Source organism: Patescibacteria group bacterium, from assembly GCA_041650995.1.
Lineage (GTDB): Bacteria > Patescibacteriota > Patescibacteriia > XYB2-FULL-38-15 > XYB2-FULL-38-15 > JAHIRI01.
In genome coordinates this window covers 281,444-305,506 of record JBAZJZ010000001.1, presented here as the reverse complement: position 1 = coordinate 305,506, position 24,063 = coordinate 281,444, and the positions used below count along the sequence as shown (strand labels likewise).

Below are 24,063 nucleotides of genomic sequence, written 5' to 3'. Positions count from 1 at the left end.
TCTTGGTTGACTTTCTATTACATCCAAAACTATTCCCTGGATAGCCAATGGAGTTCCTCTGTCTAAAATAATAGGTTCGATGGTTTTATTTGCCGGTTGTAAACGTATGTGCCCCTTTTCTTTATAGAATTTTTTTAAGGTAGTTTCTTGATTGTTTATAAGCGCGACAATTTTTTGGCCGTTTTCAGCTGTACTCTGATGTTTAACCAGGACAATATCTCCATCGTTAATATTCTCGTCGATCATACTGTTGCCAATTACTCGAAGGGCATAAACTTCACCATGCGCCGGTAATTTTGTTTTGGGTACAGCAATAAATTCATTTTGCTGAATTGCTTCAATCGGTTCTCCGGCCGCAATTGTTCCAAGTAGAGGAATTTTAATCATTGTTTCTGGTTCGCTCACATCAATTGACCGGGCATTATTGCCGGCCTTTTTTAGGTATCCTTTTTCGGCAAGAGCTTCAATGTGTTGATGAACAGTAGATACAGCGGAAAGCTTAAGCCCACTACATATTTCCTCTAGAGTTGGGGGATATTTCTTCTTTTTTACGAACCCCTTAATGAAGTCTAAAACTTCTTTTTGTCTTTTTGTAATTGGTATAGGCATAATGGATTGATGTTTTTAAAACTAAGTGATATATTTATAGTATACCGAAAATCTTACGAAAATGGAATACCCTCTATTGTGAATAATTATTTAAATAATTTATGAAGTGGATAACAGCAGGAGATATTAAAAATTGGATAACTAGCAATCAACGACATTGTGCTCAGACGTTGCCGGAACTTATCCGCCGTCTTGTTTTTGCTACTGCTCCAACCATTGAAGAAATTGAGTTTCCTAGTGGTGACAGCGTTGCAAATCCCGGATGGGATGGTCGTTTAAAAACACCCGTAGCTTCTACTCTTTTCCCGACAGGAAGTTCTGCTTGGGAGATCGGAACAGAAGCTTCGCCAGGTAAAAAAGCAGAAGAGGATTACTTAAAACGCACTGCCGATCCTTTAGGGTTTACCCAGAAAGATACCAGTTTTGTTTTTGTTACTCCCAGAGCTTGGCCTGGTAGAGTAAAATGGCAAAACGAAAAAAGAGCCACTGCCGCTTGGAAAGATGTCAGAGTAATTGCTGCCGATGCTATTGAGCAATGGCTTGATTTAGCTCCAGCCGTGGCTCTATGGTTGGGCAGACAAATTAAGAATTTATCAGATAACATTCGTGATATAGAAGGTTTTTGGGAAGAATGGTCAGCTGCAACAAAACCTAAAATGACAACGGAGATTGTTATTGGCGGCCGCCTTTCAGATATGGAAAGGATTCAGCAATGGATAGCCAAAGGTCCTTCGATTCTTGAGGTCCGCGGAGATTCTCCCGATGAACCATTTGCATTCTTGTATAGTGCGATTGCAAACCTTCCTGAAAACGAAAAAATACGAGCCCTGTCTCGTTGCGTATTAGTTGAAAACATTAACCAGCTAAGGTCTTGTGCTACTACTTTCCAGAATTCTCTTATTATAGCCGCTCCGGCAGAGTGCCGGGAAGCAGCAGGTTTTGCAGTTGAAAAAGGTCATTATGTTTTTCTTAGCGCTGATTCTAAATCAATCGATTTTCGAAGCAATCTTTTTGAATTATCCCGTCCTAGACGCGAAATAATTGAGAAGAATTTAAATAAAAATGGTCTATCTGAAGTAGAGGCTCAACGTATAGCACGTGATATGGGCAGAAGTATTCCGGTGCTGCGTCGGCATCTATTTTTATCCAGTGCAAAGGCCCCAACCTGGGCGGAAGAAACCTCAGCCAGGGTTTTATTGCCTGTTTTATTTGTTGGTTCTTGGGACGAACGCAAGGACGGAGATAGACAAGTTATTGAGCTTTTATCAGGAGAATCGCACGATAAATTTATTGAAAAATTAAAACCATTTCTTTCAACTGATGACGCTCCAATACGTAAAGTCGGGAGCATTTGGATGCTTAAATCTCCACTGGATGCATGGTTTATGCTCGCACAGCATTTGACTGAAGCTGATTTGAAGCTATTTGAACGAGCGATCCTTTCAGTTCTTACTAAGACAGACCCAAAATATGAATTGTCTGCTGATAAACGATGGGCAGCGGGAATCTACGGTAAATCAAACCCTTACTCAGAATGGCTTAGAACCGGTATAGTGGAATCATTAGTCCTAATTGCGGTATATGGAAATCGTTCCTCGCATATTTCATCTACACAAACCTTTGCTAATCAAGTAGTCAAAGAAGTTTTTGCTAATGCAGATAAATGGGAGACTTGGGCATCTTTGAAAGACGTCACTCCACTTCTTGCTGAGGCTGCCCCAGATGATTTTATGGAGGCCACAGAACAACAAATAAAAAAATTTCCAGCTCTTTTTCAGGAATTAATGACTGACGAGGGAGGTATATTTGGTGACTGTAAACATTCTGGCTTACTTTGGGCATTAGAGGGTATGGCATGGAGCTCAGAATATTTTTTTCGCGCAGTGAATTTGTTATTTGATCTAGCCAGAATTGATAAGGGCGGCACCTGGAATAATCGAGCCATAAATAGTTTGAAAGATATTTTTGTTCCTGGGCTTCCACAAACGTATGCAACACCAGAAGAACGTTTGGCTACATGGGACACAATAACTGTTAAAGATTCGCAGACTGTTTGGAAATTCGCTCAGCATTATTTTGGGGATGGTTCTATGAGCGAAGCACACCGGTTTCGCTGGCGCGATATGGGTGGCAATCGCCGTGGACTTGAGCCAGAAGGCAATGAGACTCATCAGAAGTATGTGGCTGGATTAATACCGAAACTTACCGATTTAGCATGTTCAAGAGAGAATCTTATTTCATCCGTCGACGAATTTACGCGACTACCTTTAGAAATCAGGGAAAAACTTTTAAATACACTCGAAGAAGCCGATATTAATTCATTTTCAAGGGAAGAAAAAATTAGGTTGCTCCAATGTATTAGAGAGGCGTGTAATTGGGTCAATAGCTATGGAGATGATGAAAGAAAAAAACAAGTCCCTGCTCTATATCGAGTGCTTGAAAAATTCCAACCCGAAGACATACTGGACCGTGTTGGCTGGCTTTTAAGTGATCCATGGCCACGATTACCCGAGGGGGAGCCAAAAGGATATGACGCAAAGGATACCACTATAAATGCGAGTCGAGAAAAAGTGGCTCGTGAGGTACTCGACAAGGCATCCTTAGAGCGAATTATCGAATATGCTGGAACGATCCAATACGTAGGAGTTCTTGGTCATGCGCTCGGTAAAGTAATCTGTGACGAGGAAGAGGATGCAAAAAATTTAGATGGGATGATCGACCGAATTGGCGATGCATCGCTTCTTATCCGAGGATACGCACTTGGAAGAGTTGAGGTCGCTGGACCAGGATGGGTTGAGCAGCAAATCAAACGTTTAAAAACCAAGGGGAATTATTCATCTGAAGCGTGTGCGCTTTTGTATCTTGGATTACCAGAAAACGCGGAAACCTGGTCAGCCGTTAACTCCCAAGGTAAAGAGGCCGAGGAGGCTTATTGGAAAATTGCAAGCGGTTATTCTAGGGCTGACAAAAGCGAGGAAGCACCTATTGCTATTGAAAAACTACTCGATGTAAAACGGCCAGAGGTGGCATTACGGATTGCGGGCGATCCCAAGTTATTACTTCCAAGTATATTACTTAAACGATTACTCGAAGAGATTTTAAAGCTTGAGGATAAAAAGTTAAAAGCAGGTGTAATGGAGGAATATCATTTGGGTCATGTTTTCGATCAGCTCTATAAAAATGATGATCTCTCCATGGAAGAAATGGTTAAATTAGAATGGCCTTTCGCTGCTCTTTTTGACGATTTAAAACGATATACTTCATCATCTACTGCGATTCATAGATTATTACAAAAAGACCCAGGTTTTTTTGCCCAATTAATTTCATTTATTTACAGGCGAGATGATCGTGCGCCCGATCCGGAAAAAGAAAAAGTGGATGATATATTACTTGAAAGACGAGCACGTGTTGCCCGCGAAGCACTAGACTCTTGGTATCTATTGCCGGGCGTAAAAAGTGACGGAAGTGTCGATGAAAAAGAATTGACTGAGTGGGTCGAATCTGCCAGGGAGAAATGTGCCGAAACAAATCACACAATCGGTGGCGATTTACAGATAGGCTTTATACTAGCCCATGCACCCAGCGATCCAGATGGAGTATGGCCTCATACAGCCGTAAGAAACCTTATAGAGAAGCTCAATAGTAAGACGATTGACGAACATGTTCAAGTTGAAATATATAATAGCCGAGGAGTCACTTCTCGCGGATTAATGGATGGAGGAAAGCAGGAGCGTGAATTATCTCAAAGATATAAGGCTATGAGTGATTCTGTAAAAAATAGATGGCCAAGAACTGGAGCATTGCTTAAGTCTATTTCTGAGTCATACGAAAACGAAGCTAAAGGTCATGATATCGAATCAGATTTAACAGATTTACGTTGGGATTAATTTTATGCAAATAGTCAATTGGTTAAATAATAATAGCGGTTTTGTTCAGGCAGTTGCTACTTTACTGCTAGTGGTTATAACGGCCTATTATGCATGGCAAACGAAACGCACAGTTCAGCTGATGTCTAAAACTGAGGAGGAAAATAGACGTCCTCGGATAGCAGTTTTTATTGCTCAAAGGGAAGATTGGCTGAATTTGATAGAGTTAGTGATCGGTAACTACGGGAACGGAATCGCTCGAAATATTTCCTTTATTGTGGACGGAAATTTGACCCTTTTTAATGAGAAGGAAAATCTTAACGAGATCGAAATTATAAAAAACGGTCTTCCCACCCTCGCTCCTCAACAAACTATAAAAATTCCCTTACTCTCTTTGGTAGGTAGAGTAGACGACCTGCAGAAAAAAGATGTGACCATCTCGTTGGAATATAGTGATCACTCCCTTGAACATACTTATAACGATAAATACCTTATGGGTTTTAAGAGTTTAGTTGAACGGCAGCTTGGTACGCCACCAATTTACGAGATGGCAAAAAATATTGAAGGGATCAATAAAGGGGTAGAGAAAATTTCGCGTGAGATAGAACGTCATAAGAATTAATAGTTCAGTGGGAACTTTCCTTCCAGCATATCTACGGCTGCGTCCAGTTCGTAGGAGCGCCATATATCATATAAAAACGATTCCTGTTATAATATAGATGGAATTTAAAATAATTAAACTAACAATAAAAATATGAAAGCAATAAAATGGGTTGCCAGAATACTTGCATTGTGTATTTTAATCTTTACCTTGCCGTTTTATTTCGGCTACGGCAATCCTTTGCCGTTTGCCAAGCCGGATTATTCATTATGGGAAAATGTCGCGCTGGCCATGATGCCACTGGTCTTTATCGGCTTGGTTTTGGGTTGGAAATATCCCAAGGCAGGAGGATTTCTTGTGATCATTCCTATAATAATCGGTTTTGTTGTCGGACTTTTAACGGACGCAAACTTCAGCGTTAATTTGCTTACACCCCTTATTCCGGGAATTTTATATTTAGTAGTTGGGTATAAAAAGTAATTTTCTCATTTCCTCGCCAGTTTTTAGGGAATTTATCGAATTAGTAGTTTAGTGGGAACTTTCCTTCCAGCATATCCACGGCCGCGTCCAGTTCGTAGGACTTCCAACCGCTTAAAATGATAGTTCTAAGTTCTCTCACAGCTCGGAGCCATGAAAAAATGAGTGTCACTAGATACTCGTTTTTTCATTGTTGGGGTTCGGAAAGAATCCCACCCCCGAAGCCAAAGAAACCTTTATTTTGACCAGATGACAAGATAATGAGATAATAAAATTATAGAACTAAAGAATAATATTAAATTTATGAAAAAAATAATTGTTTTTATCATGATAATCTTGGTGATCGCAGGAGCTTCATTTTTTGCCTGGAAAAATTTAACAAAAGAAACAAAAAATTTTGATAAGCAGTCCGTATCTTTGTACAACGAATATCTAAACTTTCAGGAAGAAAATGTTCGATTATCAATGTACGGCTATAAAAACTACACCACAGAACAGATGCTCGACCAAATGAAGGTAGTAAGAGAAAAGGGAAAAAAAGTTTACGATTTGCTGATGGATTTGCATAAGCAGGCTGAGGAGATAGAGGGAAATTTTTTGGTGAGATCCGGATTGGTTAAACCCGTTTTTGCCGAACAAACTTATAAACAAAAATATGGTTTGGTTGGCGCTATTTTATCAAAAGTTCCTGTTGTCGGAAAATTAGTTGACGGTTTTGATACTGTGCATGAAAGCGCTCGCCTGGGAATTTACAAAGCCTATCAAGGCTGCGCGGGGGTTGATCGTGAAATTTTGAATGCAGAATTAAAGAAAAATGGCATAAATAATATCAACGAAATTTTTACCTGTCATTTTACCAAAGTTGAAGACTTAACCCGGGACGCTAGCACTTTAGAGGAGGGGTTGGGAGATTTATTTAGAGAAGAAGTTAACTTAGCTAAGGCAGCTACGGAAATGGGCAAGGCCGGCACCTTGGCTTATGTAGATGGTATTTTGGCTGCCACTGGCGTTCAAAGCGTGGAGCCGGATGTTTTGCCCGGCGACTTAGAAGATTTTTTAAAAATTATGCTTGATAAAGAAACTGTCATAGAATATTTGAAAAGCAAAGCTATAAATACAGGATTTGAAGTCTTGCACGAATCAGTCGATCCGGCCGAAGTGCCAAGCGAAGGCGATACCGAAATAATTATAGTAACGGCCCAAGAAGTCCAAACTGCTATTTATGGTGTTTTGGCTGGCGAAATAGACAGCGATGAATTATCCGAGGATGATCCGCGCACAGGATTAATAGCCGGACAAATTCAGCCGTACGATCAATGGACTATTAAAGAAAAGAGAGCCGTTGCAGAGAAATTGAACGAGATAGAAAAAAATAAAACCTTAATGACTGTGGCCAAAACAACGAGCGGGGAAGCCAAAGTTAGTGTGCCGGCCGGAGATTACGAAGTAATTGATATTGTTGAGAATGCCGTGCCGGTTGTGAATAAAGAAGTAAAAATAGATCAAGGGATGATAACAAGCATTGTCAATATGTTTGCCAGGATTGAAGAATTAAGAAAAAATCCAGTTTTGGTTAAGGAAATTTTTGAAGAAAGTAAAGTTTATGAACCCGGCGAGGAAGCTATTTTACGAAAAATTCTTGAGTTTAATCCAAGTGCCTTTAGTCTGTCTGGTTCTCTCTTTGTTCAGCCAACAACTTTTACAATCAAGGAAGATGGCAGATTGCACAAAAAAGCGGGCAGTGGCACAATTAATTTGTCAATTTTTGGCAATAACGTTAGCGGCCAAATTGATTTGAGTGTTTGGGATTATTGGCAATGTCCTGAAAATGACGATCCAGATATAGCTGCCGATTGCGTTGACAGCGAAGGCAATATTTATGATTCTGGCAGCTGGATAAGGGGCTATCCGGTTGATATTCCAAGTGGCAGCGTCACTGGCACATATAATCAAAAGAATGGGCAAATAGAAGCCTGGCTTGGACAGCACGCATTTACGGGAATTTTTAAAGATGGCCGGGCTTCGGGCAATTTTTATTACGAATTACCAAATAAACAACGGTTCTTGTATTGGTCAGCTGAGGTTATGTCAGAACCTTCATAAAAGAATTTTTATTTTTTTATAAGATAATTCCAACTAAAAGCTGGAATTGTTTTATATTAAATTTTAATTTTTAAAATGTTGTGGATAACTTTCTTGACATATTGTAATGTATGTTTTACAATAAGTAAAATAAACTTAACTAAAATACCATGAATTACAAACAATTCAAAAAAATGAAGGTTCTTACTGCGTCCTTTGCTTCGGCCATTGTGGCCATCGCGGTTGTTTATAACAACATCATTTTAGCGTTGGCCGGAGTATTAATAGGCATGCTTTTTCTCTTCTTGGTCAGAAAAAAAACAAAAGCAGTTTTAGTTGATGAAAGAATCCAAAGTATTAGCGGCCGCGCGGCTCGTCTGACATATGCGATTTTAACAATCACTATCGCTTTTCTTTCTTTAGTTTTTATTATAATTGGCAGGCGAGTCGGCGAAGCAAATTATGAAATGCTTGGTATTATTTTGAGCTATGTAACCCTGTTTAGCATGGCTATATATTCACTTTCTTATAAATATTTCAGCAAAAAATATGGAGAAACAGACGACGAACAAAATTAAAGTTTTTCGCGCGATGCGCGATATGACACAGGAAGAGTTGGCTGATAAAGTCGGCGTTACTCGTCAGACCATTATTGCAATTGAAAAAAATAAATATGTTCCGTCTCTAGAGTTAGCATTTAAGATAGCGAGAGTTTTTAATGAAACGCTTGAAAATGTTTTTCAATACCAGAAGTAATAATTTTAATTTAAAAATTTTTTTATGAATAATTTTAAAAAAATTGATAAAAATTTAATAGGTTATGTTGCCGGAGTAGGCATTTTAGTTTTTCTCTTTGTGTTTTTAGTCACATGTACACAAATTGGTTATGATGTGAAAAAGCGGTGTGAATTAGCGCAAAGCAGATACGGCGGTGAATGCGTTGATGCCCTAATGAGCCAGGTTGCTGATGAATCCGATCGGTATGGAAAAAATGATGCTATTTGGGCGTTAGGACAGCTGGGTGACAAAAAGGCTTTGCCGTTTTTGGAAACATATGATAATAGACAACCACTTCTTGATCGTGAATCATGGAATGAAGGGATCAGTCAATACGAATTGCGTAAAGCCATCAAGCTTTTGAAGAGCGGATTCAATATTTCAGCCTTCATTTGGAGAGATTAAATTATTAGAATTTTTAAATTAATAAAAAACCCTACTTAAAATAAAGTTGGGTTTTTATTTTGGGTAAAGGTTTGATATAATAGTATAAACAAATATGGTTAATATTCCCAATGTTTTGAGTTTAATTAGGATTGTATTGGCGTTTGTTTTTGCCATACTTCTTTTTAATTCGTATAAAATTCCCGCGGCGGGAGTTTTTTTGTTAGCTATCGCGACAGATGTTTTGGACGGCTATCTCGCAAGAAAATATAATCAAGTGACAACCTTAGGAAAAATTTTGGATCCGGCGGCGGATCGGCTCTTAGCGCTCCTTGCTTTTCTAATTTTATATTTAAACCATGGTCTGCCGCCGGGATTAGCAATTTTTGCTATTTTTTATCATCTTTATATAATTTTAGGCTGGGTAATTATTTTCCAAACAAAAAACATAGCTCTTCCGCACGCTTTTTGGGGAAAGTTAAATTCTTTTATTCAGACGGTTATGTTTTTCGCGGTAATTTTTGATTTTTATCCCAACATCTTCTTTGTCGCCGTAACAGTTTCTCTTACTACTGCTTTTATAAATTATACTTTCCGCGGTCTCGTTATTTTAAATATTTTAAAGATAAAATGATTATTCTTCAGAGTTTATACTTTATGTTGCCGGCGTACATCGCGAATATGGCGCCGGTTTTTGCAAAAAAATTGGGTGTTTTAAAATTTTTTTCAAAACCAATTGACGGAGGGCGGACTTTTCGAGGCAAGCCAATTTTTGGTACGCATAAAACTTGGCGTGGATTTGTGGTTGGCGTGGTGGCGGCTATTGCCATCGTCTGGCTCCAATATTTTTTATACTCAATACCAATTTTTCAAAAAATAAGTTTACTGGATTATTTAAAAATAAATCCATGGCTTTTCGGCTTTTTAATGGGTTTTGGCGCGCTCTTTGGCGATTTGGTAAAAAGTTTTTTCAAAAGAAGAGTAAATTTCGCACCCGGGACTCCGTGGTTTCCTTTTGATCAAATTGATTTTGTACTCGGCGTTCTGATATTTGTCGCGCCGGTTTATTTTCCTTCTTCGCTAGTCTTGCTTATAATTTTAATTGTGAGTCCGATTCTTCATATCGCCACAAATAACATAGGTTTTTTTCTGCGTATTAAAGATACTCGATGGTAGTTTTCCCTTGAAATTTAAAGGGAAAGTTGGTATAATCTGTTCATGGGAAAACTATATATCATTGCCACGCCAATTGGAAATTTGGAGGATATAACTTTGCGCTCCCTTCGGATTTTGAAAGAGGTTGATTTGGTTTTGTGTGAAGATACAAGGCAGACAAAAAAATTGTTGGATAGGTATGAAATAAAAACGTTGACTTTGAGTTATCATCAGCACAGCAAGATGCAAAAAGTTGACCAGATTATTGAACTTTTGCGAAGCGGAAAAAAATTGGCTCTGGTTTCGGACGCAGGCACACCAGCCATTTCTGATCCTGGTGGAAAATTAGTTGAAGAAGTTTTACGGACGTTTGGAGATGAAGCAGAAATCATTCCGATTCCAGGACCAACGGCCGTGGCCGCCGCGGCAAGTGTTTCTGGTTTTCCGACAGATAAATTTTTATTTCTCGGTTTTCCACCGCATAAACATGGGCGCGCTGCTTTTTTTAAAAAAATTAACACGGCAGAAGAAACGGTTATTTTTTACGAATCAACTCATAGAATTTTAAAATCTTTGGAAGAATTGAAGAACGTAGCAGGGGAGAGACAAATCGTCGTTTGCCGCGAACTGACAAAAATGTTTGAAACAATTTATCGGGGGACTGCGGGCGAAGTTTTAGAAAAATTAAAATCTGACACGACAAAAGGAGAATTCGTCGTTGCGGTTAGGAACAAATAAATATGGCAGAAAAAAATAAAAAGTTTTACATCACTACTCCGATTTATTATGTAAATGCCAAGCCACACATTGGCCACGCGTACACGACGATTACGGCCGATGTTTTGGCGCGTTATCACAGGATGCGGGGCGATGATGTTTATTTTCTAACTGGCACCGATGAGCATGGCGCGAAAATTCAGCAGATCGCCGATAAGACGCGAAAAAACCCAAAAGAATTTGTTGATGAAATTTCCGCTGCTTTTTCCGAGGCATGGGATGTACTTAATATATCAAACGATAATTTTATCCGAACAACTGATCCGGCGCATGAAAAAGCCGTAGCCGCGGTAACACAAAAACTTTTTGACAAGAAATTTATTTATAAGGGAAAATACGAAGCGCTCTATTGTGTCGGCTGTGAACAATATAAAACCAGGGCGGAATTGTTTGACGGGAAATGCCCGGACCATAAGTGCGAACCGGAAATACATGCAGAAGAAGCGTATTTGTTCCGGATGTCTAAATTTAAAGACGAATTATCGCGTCTTATAAAAAGTGACAAATTTAAAATTAGCCCCGGAGCCCGTAAAAACGAGATGATTTCTTTTTTAGAAAAAGAGGAGCTAAAGGACGTGGCCATTTCGCGGAAAAAAGAAAAGGTTCCGTGGGGCATAGAATTGCCGTTTGATAAAAATCACACTCTTTATGTTTGGGTTGACGCTCTTTTAAATTATTTGACCGGTCTTGGTTGGCCAAAAAACAAAAAGGTGTACGATAAATTTTGGCCCGTTAACTTGCAATTAATGAGCAAAGATATTTTGCGGGTGCATTCCACGATTTGGCCGGCTATGCTTTTGGCGATGGGGGAGAAATTGCCAAAGCAGCTTTTTGTTCATGGATATTTTACGATTGACGGGCAGAAAATGAGTAAGTCGCTAGGTAATGTTATTGATCCAGTGGAACTCGCGGGGAAATATGGCGTGGACGAAATTAGATATTTTCTATCGCGCGAAGTTTCTTTTGGTGAAGACGGGGATTTTGGTTTTATTCGCCTGGAAGGGAGATACAATGCCGATTTGGCAAACGGATTGGGAAATTTAGTTGCTCGGGTGCTCGCAATGTGTGAAAAATATTTTGATAGTAAAATTCCGGAGAAAGTTTCCGGTAGTGCGGAACGGACTTGGCAGAGTTATGAAATAAACATGGAAAAATTGGCGCCGCACTTGGCCTTGAAAGATGTTTGGGATTTAATTTCTTTTTGCGATCAATTTATAAATACTGAAGCGCCTTGGCAACTTGCAAAAGTTGATAAAGAAAAATTGTCGCGGGTGATTTATACTTTACTTGAAACATTGCGTCACATCGCCTGGCTTATCGCGCCGTTCATGCCAATGACTTCGGATAAAATTTTTGAACAGCTCGGATTGAAACCAGAAACGGAAAAGAAAAAAAGTTTAGAAAAAGCGAAAGTTTGGGGCGGTCTTGCGCCGGGAAAAAAGATAAAAAAGGGCGCGGCGCTTTTTCCGAGATTGGAAAAATAATATATTTTTATGATTCTCCTTGATCTCATCCTTCTCCTAATTCTTGGCGGATTTGTGCTTTACGGTCTTTGGTTTGGTTTAATCCATACCCTTGGTGTTTTGGTCGGCACGATCGCCGGCGCGTTTTTGGCAGCCAGGTGGTATGAGCCGGTTGCTGGCTGGGCGGGTTTTCTTTTCGGCGGCCATGAAAATTTAGCCAAAGTTGTTTGTTTTTTAATTCTTTTTGTCATAATTAATCGTCTTGTTGGCCTCATTTTTTGGATTATTGATAAAATTTTTTCGTTTTTGAAAATTGTTCCCTTTTTGAGCACGATCAACCGTTTGCTCGGCGCAGTGTTTGGATTTTTTGAAGGAGTTTTGGTTTTGGGCTTAACGCTTTTTGTCGCGGAAAGATATCCGCTCGGAGACTGGTTTGTAAATTCTTTGGCCGATTCCAAAATTGCAAATTATTTTATAACCGTGGGAAAAATTTTAATGCCGCTTCTTCCGGAAGTTGTTAAACAATTAAAATCTTATGTTATTTGACACTCACGCGCATTTAAATTTTGAAGCTTTTGAAAATGATTGGAAGGAAACTGCCAAACGCGCGCTTGATGCTGATATTAAAATTATAAATGTCGGCAGTAATTTAGAAACAAGTAAAAAAACAGTAGAAATTGCCGAGGAATTTAAGGAAGGTGTTTACGCGGCAGTCGGCCTTCATCCGATTCATGTTTTGGATGAAGAAGTGGATATTGAAGAATATAAAAAATTAGCGGCGCATCCGAAAGTCGTGGCGCTGGGTGAAATTGGTTTGGATTATTTTAGAATGCCAACGACTATTCGGCCGGAAGGAGCGGGTGGAGTAGCAACGGGTCGTCAGATTAAATCGTCAGCGGAAATAAAAAATTTACAAAAAGAAGTTTTACTTAAATTTTTAAAATTAGGGGCAGAAGAAAAGTTACCAGTGATTATCCATTGCCGCGAAGCACATACTGATTTGATTGATCTTTTGGAAAATTTTAACAAACCACCGGGTTCTGACGCGAGGGGAGTGATGCATTGTTTTTCGGGAAGCTGGGAAGAAGCGCGGCGATATTTAAATTTGGGATTTTTAATTTCCTTTACTGGCGTTATAACCTTTGCTCATTATGAAGGAGAAACTTTGGCAAAAATTCCTTTGAATAAAATTATGGTGGAAACAGATTGTCCATATCTTACGCCCGAGCCGCACCGCGGAAAGCGAAATGAACCGCGCTACGTTGAATATGTCGCGAAAGAGGTGGCAAGAGTTAAAGATGAAACTTATGAGGAAGTAGCAAGAGTTACTACGGAAAACGCAAGACTTCTTTTTTCAAAAATAAAATAAGTGAAACCTCGGATTAACCGAGGTTTTTTAAACTTAATTCCATTTATTGTCTTGACTAATTCAGCGAGAGGATTAAGATTAAGTAATTTCTTAATCTTTTCGTAATTTAATTGTAATATACTATTAATGGATATTTAGAGTTTTTCTCTAAATTTAAATAAATTAAAGTGAATTTCATTTCACTAAAGGAGAAAAATATGACCATTTTAGTAGTAGAAGACGAGTATAAAATAACGCGTTTTATCCAGAGAGGTCTTGAAATGGAGCATTACACAGTTGACGTGGCTTATGATGGGGAAGAAGCCTTAAACAAATTGGGCGTGAATGATTATGATTTGATTATTCTCGATCTGATGTTGCCCAAAAAAGATGGCATTGAAGTTTGTAAAGAAATTAGAGATAAAAAAATTGACGCGCCAGTTATAATGCTTACCGCGCGCGATACGATCGAAGATCGTATCAGGGGGCTTGATCAAGGTGCTGATGATTATATTGTTAAACCTTTTGCTTTCGGCGAACTTCTAGCAAGAATCAGGGCACTGCTTCGCCGGGAAAAAACGGTTAAAAGATCAGTTTTACAAATTTCTGATTTAATTTTGGATCCGGCAACTCACGAGGTCACGCGAGCCGATAAACCACTAACACTTACGAGTAAAGAATATCGCTTACTTGATTATTTTATGCGCCGTCCAGGGCAAGTTTGTACGCGAACAATGATTGGTGAGCATATCTGGGGATATAATTTTGTTGATAGTAGTAATGTTATTGACGTCTCTGTTAGTAATTTAAGAAAAAAAATTGACGGGGATTTTCCGTTACAGCTGATTAAAACTGTTCGTAATGTTGGTTATAAGATAATTCAGGAGCCTCGGTAAAATTGAATTAATAACTATCAGAAGTCTTTTAAATGAATAATTTAGGATAGGTTTAAATATGTTAAAACCTAAATCAAAAACTGATTTGGTGGAATCCTGCAGAGTTGCTTGCGAAAAGGCGGGGTCTCATCTCTCCGATTATTTTTCATTTTATTTTCTTTCCAGCATTGGCTTAGTGCTGGGAATTTTTTATTTTATATATCAATACACCCATCACCAGTTTGCTTTTTGGGAAGATGTCAAACCTTTTAATTTAGGAATTTCTCTTTTTCAAATAGTAAATTATTTTTGGGTCGCCCTTGTTGTTTCAGCGCTTATTGCAAGTTCTTACTTATACTGTAGTGGCCGAGTCGCTCTTAGAAAAAAAAATATTTTGGAAAAAGAACTTCAGCGGCGAAAAGAAGAATACGAAAAGATTTTAGAAAATGTTCCCGTCAGTATTTTAACTCTTAATAAAAAAGGTGAAGTTATCTCAGCTAATCCATACTTTACCGAACTTTCAGGGAAGTTGGTATCGGAGAAAATAGGTAAGAGTATTTTTAATTTTGGTTTTGTGTACGAATCAGAGGAGCTCCAATCTAGATATAACAATTTATTAAAAAACGGCGAATCATTTCAGTATATTAACTACACACGCAGTTCCTGGATTCCAAGAAAATTTTTAAATTTTTACGCCGTACCACTTAAAAATAAAAAGGGTGAAGTAGAGGGAGCTATCTCGGTTGCTCAAGACAACACCGAAACATTTATTGCCTTGGAACAGGTACGAAATAAAGTTAAACAGATTCACTTAATAGACCAAATATCAAGAGCGATCAATTCTGTGTTGAACCTGGAAGAAGTTCTTTGGCTAATTCTTCGGAACGCGGTAAAATTGACGAACGCGGTCAGCGGCGCTGTTTTAATGCTTGAAAATAGGGATGACTTAGTTATTAAAGAGGCATATAATATGCCTGCTGGTTGGCAAAATGTTCGTATCAAAGTTGGGCAAGGACTTTGCGGCCATGCCGCTTTTATCAAGCAGCCATATTATAGTAATGATCTTAAAAATGATCCATATTTTATTAGCCGGCCAGAGATTGAAAATATTAAATCAGAACTCGCCGTGCCGATTATTTTAGAAAAGGAGGTTATCGGCATTATAAAAATTGATAGTGATGAAACAGGAAGATTTAAGGACGAGGATGCGGAATTGATGGTCACTCTGGCTAATAGTGCGGCGGTGGCGATTTCTAATAGTCAGTTGTATGAAAGGGTAAAAGATTTAAATAAAAATTTGGAAGAGAAAGTCCAGCTAAGAACAGAAGAGTTGAAGATTGCCAATCAAAAATTAGAAAAATCAATTGAGTTGAAGTCTCAATTTATTGCCGATGCATCACACGAGCTTAGAACGCCACTTACCATCATGAAAGGAAATCTTGATATTGCTCTTTTGGACGAGAAAGTGAAGGTGAAGGACCTCAAGGAAACTTTAAAAAGTATTGATGAGGAGGTTGAGCGAATGTCTGGAATTCTTGCTGATTTGATGGTTTTAACGCATGCCGGATCTGGAAAACTTAATATTAAAAAAACTACCGTAAATTTAGAAAATCTTTTAAAAACAGCGGCTCAGTCAATGGAAATCTTGGCTAAAGAAAAAAATATAAAAATAGAAGTGAATGTCAATAGCGGGGTGAATGCCATGATTGATGAAAATAAATTTTTGAAATTATTGTTGAACTTGATATCTAATGCAATCAAATATGGAAAAAACAATGGCCGGGTCCGCCTTTCGGCGGAAAATAATGCCGAAGAAATTAAGGTGATTATTGCGGATAACGGCATCGGTATCCCCGAAGATGAATTGCCGTTTATTTTTGAAAGATTTTATCGCGTTAATAAAGTTCGTACCAGAGAAAAAATTGGTGGCAGCGGGCTCGGATTGGCAATTTGTAAATCAATTACAGAAGCTCACGGGGGGATTATTGACGTTCAAAGCAAAGTGGGGGAGGGTAGTCAATTTTTTATTCGCTTACCGAATAAAAAAATCGAGTTTGGAGATGGTTGACAAATAGTGTAAATGTTATAAGATAATCTTTCGGGTTCTTTAATTTAAATTTAAAGATTAAGTGGTCTACCGAAGAACGTCAGGAAGACGAATTTCGGCGGACCACTTAGGGAATAGCCGGAGGGTGGATTACAGAGAAAAAGTGGAGCCATATGGTGAAGAAATGGAATCCAGAGAAGAATGCCGCAAGAGGGCCGAAATCCTCTGCGAACTTGGAGGTAAGGATCTGGAAATCGTGAGAAACCGGAGCCTCATCCAGGGTTCTAACGATCGACCCGGAGCTGAAGAATTGTGGGCGAGAGTCACGAGGCGTAATATTACGCCGATCATCTATCGGGATCTGCCCTACAAGCGGGTTCACGCCAATCTTCAGGTGCCAGTGTCCTGCGGTTGTGAATTGGCCGCGTGGGGCAGGAAGCAAGGTTGGCAGGGTGGTTGCTCGTTCTGTGACATTGGGAGGTTTACCTCCTGTTATCACCTCAGCCCATTCGAAATGTTGAACTTGATTGGCTTGATCCTCAGGAAATCGCCACTCGCAAACCGCTTCTGGAGAAGAGAGAGGAAGTGTCTCGTGATTTCCTTCTCGGCTGCCGGTGAGCCACTCTTGCGGTATGAGGCCGTAAAGGAGACCGTTACGAGACTTGATGAGATTTTTGCCAAGCGTGGCGTTCAAGTATTCTTCTCTCTCTGCACATCAGGCATTGCGAGTGGTATCCAGCAGATGCTCAATGACGTGAGGTTCTGCGACGAGTACCGCGTCCAACTCCGCTTCTCCATGCATTTTCCTACTGATGAAGAACGGAGACACTTCATTCCTGCCAGGGACCCCGTTCAGGAAATTGTGGATCTAGGAACAGCGTACGCAGAAGCAGTACGCGTAAAGTTCGTGATCCACTACGCACTGATTCAAGGGGTTAACGATTCCGATTCTCACGCGGAAAAATTAATCCGCTTACTCCATTCCCAGAGAAGGCACATCTTGGTGAGGATCTCGCGAATCAACCCAGAATGTGGCGCAAGCAAAATCAGCCTTCTTCCTCCGTCCAAAAATCGAAGGAAGAAGTTCATTCAGCTACTCAAGGAAGGAGGACTGGAATGTTCACCCGTGTGGGAGGGATACGCGAGGTGGGCATGCAACGCAGCCCATTTTCGATAGTTCCCTATGAGGGGGCCTGCCATCTCTGGCGGCCCCCTATTTTTTTTAAAAAGCATTGACCATTTTTTAAAAATGTTCTAGAATACCTAAATATTTAAATTAAGATTAAGTAAAAATTAAACCTGTGGATAAGCTAGAAACTTCCCAAAAAACAAAAGAAAAAAGTCAGGTTTGGTATGCGCTGTCTCTGGCTTGGCAACTTGGTTATTCTATTGCTGTTCCGTTAGTTCTTCTTGCTTTGCTCGGTAGAATTTTAGATAAAAGATTTGACACTTCACCTTGGCTTTTATTGGCCGGAGTGCTTTTATCTTTAGTTATTTCAACTTTTGCTGTTTATTTTAAGACAATAAAAATTTTAGGAACGGCAGATTCCGAAAAGGTAAAATCTGAAAAAACTGAACAAAAATAAATAAGTATGAATATTTCCCTTGCCGCGGAACCAATTTTCCATATCGGCAGTTTTCCCGTTACAAATACTTTGCTCGTAGCTTGGGTAATAATTTTATTTTTGATAATCATCGCGCTAGTAGTACGAAAAAATTTAAAAGAAGTACCGAGAGGATTACAAAATGTTGTGGAAACAGTTGTGGAGGGGGCGTTAAGTTTTATGGAAACAATCACGGGCGACCGGAAACAGGCCAAAAAATTTTTCCCGATAGTTTTTACAATTTTTATTTTTGTAATTTTATCTAATTGGATTGAAATTGTTCCAGGACTTGGGACGATAGGCATTTGGGAAGAACATCACGGAAAAACAATTTTAGTTCCCTTTATTCGTTCGGCTTCGGCTGATTTGAATGTTACTTTGGCGATCGCCATTGTTTCTGTAATTTCTACTCAAATTTTCGGCATTGCTGGAATTGGTCTTTGGAAATATGGAAAAAAATTTCTTCCCTTCGGCGGTTTATTTAAAATAAAATACGGATTTTTACCGGTTCCTTCTTTTAACGGAATTATTAATTTTTTTGCCGGTTTTTTAGAATTAATTGCCGAACTAGCGAAATTTGTTTCTTTTTCTTTTCGGCTTTTCGGAAATATTTTTGCCGGAGAAGTTTTATTGACAGTAGTTAGTTTTCTCGTACCATATATTGTGCCTTTGCCATTTTTATTTTTGGAAATTTTTGTGGGATTTGTTCAAGCTTTGGTTTTTGCGATGTTAACTTTAGTATTTCTAAAAATGGCAGTCACGGAACATGAACACGAGGAACATGAAGCGCATTAATTCATTTATTTATCATTAATTAACATAACGACAGTAAATCGCCGACGTTAAATAAAAAAATTTCCGTCGAAAGTGGATGACTGTCGAATAAAATTATGGCTGTAACAGAAACAACGCAGGCTGCGGGCGGGCTTCTTGGCAATTTAGATGCTGTAAAAGCTATCGCTGCGGCTTTCGCAATTGCTGTCGGTGCTTTTGGCCCGGCTATGGCTATCGGAAAATTGGCTGGCAAGGCCATGGAATCGATCGGCCGAAATCCGGAGGCTGCTTCAAAAGTGCAGACCGCGATGATTTTGGCTATCGCTTTCACCGAAGCTATCGCCATTTACGCGCTTGTCGTGGCTCTAATCATTAAGTTTGTTTAGTCCACGGTTCGGAGTCCATGGCAAAAAGCCGTGGACTTAAAACTTTGAACTAATATTAAAAATATGGAATTATTAGAAAAACTTGGCATTGATTGGCGACTTTTAATCGCCCAACTTGTAAATTTTTTGATTTTGGTTTTGATTTTGTATAAATTTTTATACAAACCGCTTTTAAAAATGCTCGAGGGACGAAAAGAAAAAATTGAAAAAGGCCTGCGTGACGCCGAACAGCTTGGAGTAGAATTGGAAAAAACTAAAGAACTTCAGGCCGCAGAAATTCAAAAAGCTAAGCAGGAAGCGAAAGGAATTATTGAAGAAGCGGGGAAGCGCGCTGAAGTGGCTGGGGCGGAAACAAAACTTAAAACAAAGGCTGAGGTGGAAAAGCTAATTACCGTCGCAAAAAATCAAATGATCGAGGAGAAAATAAAGATGATGGCTGAAGTTAAAAAAGAAGCGGCAGAGATGGTTATAGCTGTGGCAGAAAAAATAATTGGTAAAACAATTGATATAAAAGCACAAAAAAGTTTGATAGAAGAAACCCTACGAGAAGTTGATAAAAAATAGTTGATTTATGAAAATAAAACCCAAACAATACGCGATTGCCCTGTATGAAGCAGTAAAAGACGCACCCAAAGAAAAGGTGCGGAGTATTTTGGGCAATTTTATAAAGACGCTCGCAAAAAATAATGCGTTTCGTTTTGCTCCGCAAATTATCGAGTACTTTATAAAATATGCTAATCATGCAGAAGGAATTGTGGATTTAAAAATAAAAAGTGCGGAACCGATTAAAGAAGATTTAATGGAGAAAATAAAACAATCAGCTCCCACTATTTTGAAAAAAAGTTTTAAAAAAATAAATATTACAAAAGAGGTTGACCCGAGTTTAATTGGCGGTTTTATTCTTGAAGCAGAAGATATGGTTTTTGACAGTAGTTTAAAAAATAAATTTAGAATATTAAAAAATCATTTATTTGTTAAATAAAAAATTATGTCGGACGTGAATTTTATTATTGAAAGTTTAAAAAAACAAATTGCCGAAGCAAAAGTTTCCTCTGGTGTGGAAAAAGTCGGCCATGTCGCGGAGATTGGCGATGGTATCGCAAGAATTACTGGGCTCTCGGAGTGCATGGCCGGAGAAATGCTTGAATTTGTGAGCAGTGAAAAATCAGGGGAGTCGGTTTTTGGCGTTGCCCTAAATCTTGAAGAAGATATTATCGGCGCCATGATTTTGGGTGAACATATTCATATTAAAGAAGGGGATACGGTCAAAAGCACTGGCAGAATTCTATCCGTACCTGTCGGAGAAAATTTGATTGGAAGAGTTGTGGATTCTCTTGGTCTGCCGAAAGATGGAAAAGGCGCTATAAAAGAAAGTAAATTTTATCCGATAGAAAAAATTGCGCCGGGCGTTATAACAAGACAAAAAGTTGCGACTCCGCTCCAAACCGGCATTAAAGCTATCGATTCTATGATCCCAATCGGCCGCGGGCAAAGAGAATTAATTATTGGAGATCGTCAAACCGGAAAAACCGCCCTCGCGATTGATACGATTATTAATCAAAAGGGGAAAAATTGTGTTTGTATTTATGTGGCTATCGGACAGAAGGAATCAAAAATTGCTAAAATTGTAGCCAAATTTGAAGAATTTGGCGCTATGGAGCACACAATTGTCGTGTCTGCCGGCGCTTCAGATCCCGCTTCACTTTCTTTTATCGCGCCTTACGCTGGCTGCGCCATGGGCGAATATTTTATGGATCAGGGCAAAGACGCACTTGTTATTTATGATGATCTTTCAAAGCACGCCGCCTCTTATCGTCAAATCTCTTTACTTCTTCGCCGACCTCCGGGACGTGAAGCTTATCCGGGCGATATTTTTTATTTGCATTCACGCCTTTTGGAACGCGCCGCAAAGATGAATCCTGATTTTGGCGGTGGATCTTTGACCGCTTTGCCAATTATTGAAACTCAGGCTGGAGATGTTTCCGCTTACATTCCGACCAATGTTATTTCCATTACCGACGGCCAGATTTATTTGGAATCAGATTTATTTTACAAAGGTATTCGTCCGGCTCTAAACGTCGGTCTTTCCGTTTCCCGCGTTGGTTCCGCCGCACAGACTAAAGCTATGAAAAAAGTTGCCGGCCGTTTGCGTTTGGACTTGGCGCAATTCCGTGAACTTGAGGCCTTTGCCCAATTTGCTTCAGATCTTGATGAAGCAACAAGAAAACAAATTGAACGCGGCAGAAGATTAACTGAAGTTTTAAAACAAGGCCAATATGTTCCGATGTCTATGGAAAATCAGGTCGCGATTCTTTACGCCGGCATCAATGGTTATTTGGATGACGTGCCAGTGGAAAAATTAAAAGAGTGGGAAGATAAATTCCATGCGTATCTGAAATCCGAACCGGCTGGCGTTTTGGCAGAGATTGCGAAAAAGAAAGAGTTAGTTCCGGAAATTGAAGAAAAATTAAAAACAACTATCGCGGATTTTAAGGCAAGCTTATAATTTTAACGCACAGCAATGGCCGTTTCTACAAAAATCATCCGAAGACGTATCAAATCCATCACTAACACCAAAAAAATTACCAAGGCGATGGAAATGGTTGCGGCTTCAAAAATGAGAAAAGCCCAGCAGGCAACGCTTCGCACTCGCGATTACGCCAACCGGGCTTGGTCTTTGATTTCTGATTTGTCGGGAAAAACCGATTCTAAACTTCATTCTTTCTTAGTTAAAAAAGATAAAGTTAAAAAGGTTTGCGTGGTTTTGGTTTCTTCTGATCGCGGTTTGTGCGGAGGATTTAACGCGCAAATTATTAAAAAAATCGCGGAATTTTCCAAAGGTTTAATGGACAAGGGAATTGAAATGGAGTTTTTAACTGTCGGGAAAAAAAGCCGGGATTTTACGGCGCGCCACAAAATAAAACTCGTGGCGGATTTTACGAATTTATCCAGCGTGACACGGCTCGCGGAGATTAGAGCGATTGCGAAAATTGTGATTGATGATTTTTCCGCGGGAAAGTACGACGAAGTTTATCTGGCTTATACTGATTTTATTTCTACAATTTCCCAGCGCCCGAGAATTTTAAAACTCTTGCCGTTTTCTCGGGAGCGTGACGCGGATTTGGGAAAAGTGAGTGAAGAAAAAACGCCGGAAAAGCGTGAAGAAAAAGAATATGAATTTTTATTTGAACCGTCGCCCGATCAAGTTTTGGAATATATGCTACCGAAAATGGTGGAAATGCAAATTTTTCAGGCAATTTTGGAATCTAACGCTTCGGAACATTCCGCCAGAATGGTGGCGATGAAGAATGCTTCTGATTCTGCCGAAGACATGATATTTGATTTAACTTTAATGTATAATCAAGTTCGCCAGTCGGCTATCACAAAAGAAATTATGGAAATTGTAAGTGGCAAGGCGGCCCTGGAATAGCATTAATTTAATTTATAAATTATATAAAAAATATGAACAAAGGAACTGTCAAACAAATCATTGGTCCGGTTGTGGACTTGGAATTTAAAGAAAAAATTCCGCAAATTTACAATGCCGTGGAAATAAAAAAGGCAGATGGAGAAAAGCTTGTTCTTGAGGTCCAACAGCACCTTGGCGGAAATTTGGTTCGTGCCGTGGCTATGGGCGCGACAGACGGTCTGCGTCGGCAAATGGAAGCCGTAGATACTGACGCGCCGATTTCCGTACCGGTTGGAAAAGAAACGCTTGGCAGAGTTTTTAATCTTTTAGGTGAAACGGTCGACGGACTTGGAGAATTTAAGTCAAAAAAACGATATCCGATTCATCGTCCGGCGCCGAAATTTACTGACCAATCAACCAAAACTGAAATTTTAGAAACCGGAATTAAAGTTATTGACCTCATTTGTCCGATTCTAAAAGGTGGTAAAGTCGGATTGTTTGGCGGAGCCGGTGTGGGAAAAACCGTGGTTATTCAGGAACTTATTAATAATATTGCTAAGGCGCACGGCGGTGTTTCCGTATTTGCTGGAGTAGGCGAGCGAACTCGTGAAGGAAATGATCTTTATCACGAAATGAAGGATTCGGGCGTTTTAGACAAACTCGCCATGGTATTTGGACAAATGAATGAACCTCCGGGATCTCGTCAACGCGTAGCTTTGTCCGCACTTTCTATGGCTGAATATTTTCGTGATGAAGAAAAACAAGACGTACTCCTTTTTATTGATAATATTTTCCGTTTCACGCAAGCCGGCTCGGAAGTGTCGGCGCTCCTCGGCCGCATTCCCTCGGCCGTAGGTTATCAGCCAACTTTGGCCACGGAAATGGGTGAACTTCAAGAAAGAATTACTTCCACGAATCTTGGTTCCGTGACTTCCGTGCAAGCCGTATACGTTCCAGCCGATGATTTAACTGATCCGGCGCCAGCGAATACTTTTGCCCATCTTGATTCAACTGTAGTGCTTAATCGCGCTTTGACTGAACTCGGTATTTATCCGGCCGTGGATCCGCTAGATTCCACTTCCACGATTTTGGATCCAAAAATTGTCGGCGAAGAACATTATAATGTCGCCCGCCAAGTACAAAAGGTTTTGCAACGCTACAAAGATTTACAAGATATTATTGCTATTTTGGGTATGGAAGAACTATCTGAAGAAGATAAATTGACCGTGTCGCGAGCAAGAAAAATTCAAAAATTCTTGTCTCAGCCATTCTCTGTAGCGGAAACTTTTACTGGTACGCCAGGTAAATATGTTTCGCTTAAAGATACTATTCGCAGTTTCAAAGAAATTTTAGAAGGCAAACACGACGACAAACCAGAACAATCTTTCTATATGAAGGGCGGAATTGAGGAAGTTACGGCGTAATAATT

Annotated in this window: 25 protein-coding genes and 1 pseudogene; 24 read left to right on the top strand and 2 right to left on the bottom strand. The window is 39.5% G+C overall.

Features of this window, described 5'->3' with window-relative positions; genetic code table 11:
• Nucleotides 1–27 precede the first annotated feature (27 nt).
• Nucleotides 28–609, bottom strand: a pseudogene (lexA, locus tag WC445_01720) (transcriptional repressor LexA).
• A gap of 101 nt (nt 610–710) precedes the next feature.
• Between lexA and WC445_01715 the strand changes: the two are divergent.
• From WC445_01715 to WC445_01705, 3 genes are all read left to right on the top strand, one after another.
• Entirely contained in the window at nt 711–4,496 is a 3,786-nt protein-coding gene (locus WC445_01715) for a hypothetical protein (protein MFA5128666.1), read from the top strand.
• 4 nt (nt 4,497–4,500) lie between these two features.
• Nucleotides 4,501–5,097 carry a hypothetical protein gene (locus WC445_01710; protein ID MFA5128665.1) on the top strand — a complete coding sequence of 199 codons (597 nt, stop codon included), beginning with the start codon at nt 4,501–4,503 and terminating at the stop codon, nt 5,095–5,097.
• Between the two features lie 132 nt (nt 5,098–5,229).
• Nucleotides 5,230–5,556: a hypothetical protein gene (locus WC445_01705; protein MFA5128664.1), complete on the top strand. Its 327-nt coding sequence runs from the start codon at nt 5,230–5,232 to the stop codon at nt 5,554–5,556.
• Between the two features lie 40 nt (nt 5,557–5,596).
• Here the strand turns inward: WC445_01705 and WC445_01700 are convergent, their stop codons facing one another.
• Nucleotides 5,597–5,725 carry a hypothetical protein gene (locus WC445_01700; protein ID MFA5128663.1) on the bottom strand — a complete coding sequence of 43 codons (129 nt, stop codon included), beginning with the start codon at nt 5,723–5,725 and terminating at the stop codon, nt 5,597–5,599.
• Nucleotides 5,726–5,856: 131 nt separating this feature from the next.
• Here WC445_01700 and WC445_01695 point away from each other — a divergent pair, with 131 nt between their 5' ends.
• From WC445_01695 to atpD, 21 genes are all read left to right on the top strand, one after another.
• The gene (locus WC445_01695) at nt 5,857–7,656 is read left to right on the top strand and encodes a hypothetical protein (GenBank protein MFA5128662.1); all 1,800 of its coding nucleotides are present in this window, start codon (nt 5,857–5,859) and stop codon (nt 7,654–7,656) included.
• A gap of 149 nt (nt 7,657–7,805) precedes the next feature.
• Nucleotides 7,806–8,213, top strand: a complete 408-nt coding sequence (locus WC445_01690) for a DUF2178 domain-containing protein (GenBank protein MFA5128661.1) — start codon at nt 7,806–7,808, stop codon at nt 8,211–8,213.
• Nucleotides 8,185–8,391 (top strand): helix-turn-helix transcriptional regulator, encoded by a 207-nt coding sequence (locus WC445_01685; protein ID MFA5128660.1) that lies wholly within the window; start codon nt 8,185–8,187, stop codon nt 8,389–8,391. The genes WC445_01690 and WC445_01685 overlap by 29 nt, the downstream gene beginning before the upstream one ends.
• Before the next feature lie 24 nt (nt 8,392–8,415).
• Nucleotides 8,416–8,817 (top strand): HEAT repeat domain-containing protein, encoded by a 402-nt coding sequence (locus WC445_01680; GenBank protein MFA5128659.1) that lies wholly within the window; start codon nt 8,416–8,418, stop codon nt 8,815–8,817.
• A 94-nt stretch (nt 8,818–8,911) separates the two neighbouring features.
• Nucleotides 8,912–9,430 (top strand): CDP-alcohol phosphatidyltransferase family protein, encoded by a 519-nt coding sequence (locus tag WC445_01675; protein MFA5128658.1) that lies wholly within the window; start codon nt 8,912–8,914, stop codon nt 9,428–9,430.
• A complete protein-coding gene (locus WC445_01670; protein MFA5128657.1) occupies nt 9,427–9,972 on the top strand; it encodes a CDP-2,3-bis-(O-geranylgeranyl)-sn-glycerol synthase in 546 nt (181 codons plus the stop codon). Before WC445_01675 ends, WC445_01670 begins: the two co-directional genes overlap by 4 nt.
• A 42-nt stretch (nt 9,973–10,014) precedes the next feature.
• Nucleotides 10,015–10,689 carry a 16S rRNA (cytidine(1402)-2'-O)-methyltransferase gene (rsmI, locus tag WC445_01665; protein MFA5128656.1) on the top strand — a complete coding sequence of 225 codons (675 nt, stop codon included), beginning with the start codon at nt 10,015–10,017 and terminating at the stop codon, nt 10,687–10,689.
• 2 nt (nt 10,690–10,691) lie between these two features.
• Nucleotides 10,692–12,212: a methionine--tRNA ligase gene (metG, locus tag WC445_01660; GenBank protein MFA5128655.1), complete on the top strand. Its 1,521-nt coding sequence runs from the start codon at nt 10,692–10,694 to the stop codon at nt 12,210–12,212.
• A gap of 9 nt (nt 12,213–12,221) precedes the next feature.
• Nucleotides 12,222–12,737 (top strand): CvpA family protein, encoded by a 516-nt coding sequence (locus WC445_01655; protein MFA5128654.1) that lies wholly within the window; start codon nt 12,222–12,224, stop codon nt 12,735–12,737.
• The gene (locus tag WC445_01650; protein MFA5128653.1) at nt 12,727–13,560 is read left to right on the top strand and encodes a TatD family hydrolase; all 834 of its coding nucleotides are present in this window, start codon (nt 12,727–12,729) and stop codon (nt 13,558–13,560) included. Before WC445_01655 ends, WC445_01650 begins: the two co-directional genes overlap by 11 nt.
• A gap of 197 nt (nt 13,561–13,757) precedes the next feature.
• Nucleotides 13,758–14,435 carry a response regulator transcription factor gene (locus WC445_01645; protein ID MFA5128652.1) on the top strand — a complete coding sequence of 226 codons (678 nt, stop codon included), beginning with the start codon at nt 13,758–13,760 and terminating at the stop codon, nt 14,433–14,435.
• Nucleotides 14,436–14,493: 58 nt separating this feature from the next.
• Nucleotides 14,494–16,482, top strand: coding sequence for an ATP-binding protein (locus tag WC445_01640; GenBank protein ID MFA5128651.1), 1,989 nt, complete (start codon nt 14,494–14,496; stop codon nt 16,480–16,482).
• A gap of 124 nt (nt 16,483–16,606) precedes the next feature.
• Nucleotides 16,607–17,638, top strand: a complete 1,032-nt coding sequence (locus tag WC445_01635) for a hypothetical protein (protein ID MFA5128650.1) — start codon at nt 16,607–16,609, stop codon at nt 17,636–17,638.
• Nucleotides 17,639–17,762: 124 nt separating this feature from the next.
• The gene (locus tag WC445_01630; protein MFA5128649.1) at nt 17,763–18,047 is read left to right on the top strand and encodes an AtpZ/AtpI family protein; all 285 of its coding nucleotides are present in this window, start codon (nt 17,763–17,765) and stop codon (nt 18,045–18,047) included.
• Between the two features lie 6 nt (nt 18,048–18,053).
• Nucleotides 18,054–18,860, top strand: a complete 807-nt coding sequence (locus WC445_01625) for a FoF1 ATP synthase subunit a (protein ID MFA5128648.1) — start codon at nt 18,054–18,056, stop codon at nt 18,858–18,860.
• A 95-nt stretch (nt 18,861–18,955) separates the two neighbouring features.
• Nucleotides 18,956–19,225, top strand: coding sequence for an ATP synthase F0 subunit C (atpE, locus tag WC445_01620; protein ID MFA5128647.1), 270 nt, complete (start codon nt 18,956–18,958; stop codon nt 19,223–19,225).
• Between the two features lie 63 nt (nt 19,226–19,288).
• Complete coding sequence (atpF, locus tag WC445_01615; protein MFA5128646.1) at nt 19,289–19,789, top strand: F0F1 ATP synthase subunit B; 501 nt, start codon at nt 19,289–19,291, stop codon at nt 19,787–19,789.
• Nucleotides 19,790–19,796: 7 nt separating this feature from the next.
• Entirely contained in the window at nt 19,797–20,207 is a 411-nt protein-coding gene (gene atpH / locus WC445_01610; GenBank protein MFA5128645.1) for an ATP synthase F1 subunit delta, read from the top strand.
• 6 nt (nt 20,208–20,213) lie between these two features.
• The gene (atpA, locus tag WC445_01605) at nt 20,214–21,731 is read left to right on the top strand and encodes a F0F1 ATP synthase subunit alpha (protein MFA5128644.1); all 1,518 of its coding nucleotides are present in this window, start codon (nt 20,214–20,216) and stop codon (nt 21,729–21,731) included.
• A 15-nt stretch (nt 21,732–21,746) separates the two neighbouring features.
• The gene (gene atpG, locus WC445_01600; protein MFA5128643.1) at nt 21,747–22,655 is read left to right on the top strand and encodes an ATP synthase F1 subunit gamma; all 909 of its coding nucleotides are present in this window, start codon (nt 21,747–21,749) and stop codon (nt 22,653–22,655) included.
• Between the two features lie 32 nt (nt 22,656–22,687).
• A complete protein-coding gene (gene atpD / locus WC445_01595; protein MFA5128642.1) occupies nt 22,688–24,058 on the top strand; it encodes a F0F1 ATP synthase subunit beta in 1,371 nt (456 codons plus the stop codon).
• Nucleotides 24,059–24,063 lie beyond the last annotated feature (5 nt).

What these genes read in the sequence shown, in the direction of transcription:
- WC445_01625 (MFA5128648.1), top strand. Translation starts at nt 18,054, where the DNA reads ATGAATATTTCCCTTGCCGCGGAACCAATTTTCCATATCGGCAGTTTT.
- WC445_01675 (MFA5128658.1), top strand. Translation starts at nt 8,912, where the DNA reads ATGGTTAATATTCCCAATGTTTTGAGTTTAATTAGGATTGTATTGGCG.
- WC445_01650 (MFA5128653.1), top strand. Translation starts at nt 12,727, where the DNA reads ATGTTATTTGACACTCACGCGCATTTAAATTTTGAAGCTTTTGAAAAT.
- WC445_01680 (MFA5128659.1), top strand. Translation starts at nt 8,416, where the DNA reads ATGAATAATTTTAAAAAAATTGATAAAAATTTAATAGGTTATGTTGCC.
- atpG (MFA5128643.1), top strand. Translation starts at nt 21,747, where the DNA reads ATGGCCGTTTCTACAAAAATCATCCGAAGACGTATCAAATCCATCACT.
- WC445_01655 (MFA5128654.1), top strand. Translation starts at nt 12,222, where the DNA reads ATGATTCTCCTTGATCTCATCCTTCTCCTAATTCTTGGCGGATTTGTG.
- WC445_01685 (MFA5128660.1), top strand. Translation starts at nt 8,185, where the DNA reads ATGGAGAAACAGACGACGAACAAAATTAAAGTTTTTCGCGCGATGCGC.
- atpD (MFA5128642.1), top strand. Translation starts at nt 22,688, where the DNA reads ATGAACAAAGGAACTGTCAAACAAATCATTGGTCCGGTTGTGGACTTG.
- WC445_01670 (MFA5128657.1), top strand. Translation starts at nt 9,427, where the DNA reads ATGATTATTCTTCAGAGTTTATACTTTATGTTGCCGGCGTACATCGCG.
- rsmI (MFA5128656.1), top strand. Translation starts at nt 10,015, where the DNA reads ATGGGAAAACTATATATCATTGCCACGCCAATTGGAAATTTGGAGGAT.
- atpF (MFA5128646.1), top strand. Translation starts at nt 19,289, where the DNA reads ATGGAATTATTAGAAAAACTTGGCATTGATTGGCGACTTTTAATCGCC.
- metG (MFA5128655.1), top strand. Translation starts at nt 10,692, where the DNA reads ATGGCAGAAAAAAATAAAAAGTTTTACATCACTACTCCGATTTATTAT.
- WC445_01705 (MFA5128664.1), top strand. Translation starts at nt 5,230, where the DNA reads ATGAAAGCAATAAAATGGGTTGCCAGAATACTTGCATTGTGTATTTTA.
- atpH (MFA5128645.1), top strand. Translation starts at nt 19,797, where the DNA reads ATGAAAATAAAACCCAAACAATACGCGATTGCCCTGTATGAAGCAGTA.
- WC445_01695 (MFA5128662.1), top strand. Translation starts at nt 5,857, where the DNA reads ATGAAAAAAATAATTGTTTTTATCATGATAATCTTGGTGATCGCAGGA.
- WC445_01640 (MFA5128651.1), top strand. Translation starts at nt 14,494, where the DNA reads ATGTTAAAACCTAAATCAAAAACTGATTTGGTGGAATCCTGCAGAGTT.
- WC445_01645 (MFA5128652.1), top strand. Translation starts at nt 13,758, where the DNA reads ATGACCATTTTAGTAGTAGAAGACGAGTATAAAATAACGCGTTTTATC.
- WC445_01690 (MFA5128661.1), top strand. Translation starts at nt 7,806, where the DNA reads ATGAATTACAAACAATTCAAAAAAATGAAGGTTCTTACTGCGTCCTTT.
- WC445_01710 (MFA5128665.1), top strand. Translation starts at nt 4,501, where the DNA reads ATGCAAATAGTCAATTGGTTAAATAATAATAGCGGTTTTGTTCAGGCA.
- atpA (MFA5128644.1), top strand. Translation starts at nt 20,214, where the DNA reads ATGTCGGACGTGAATTTTATTATTGAAAGTTTAAAAAAACAAATTGCC.
- WC445_01715 (MFA5128666.1), top strand. Translation starts at nt 711, where the DNA reads ATGAAGTGGATAACAGCAGGAGATATTAAAAATTGGATAACTAGCAAT.
- atpE (MFA5128647.1), top strand. Translation starts at nt 18,956, where the DNA reads ATGGCTGTAACAGAAACAACGCAGGCTGCGGGCGGGCTTCTTGGCAAT.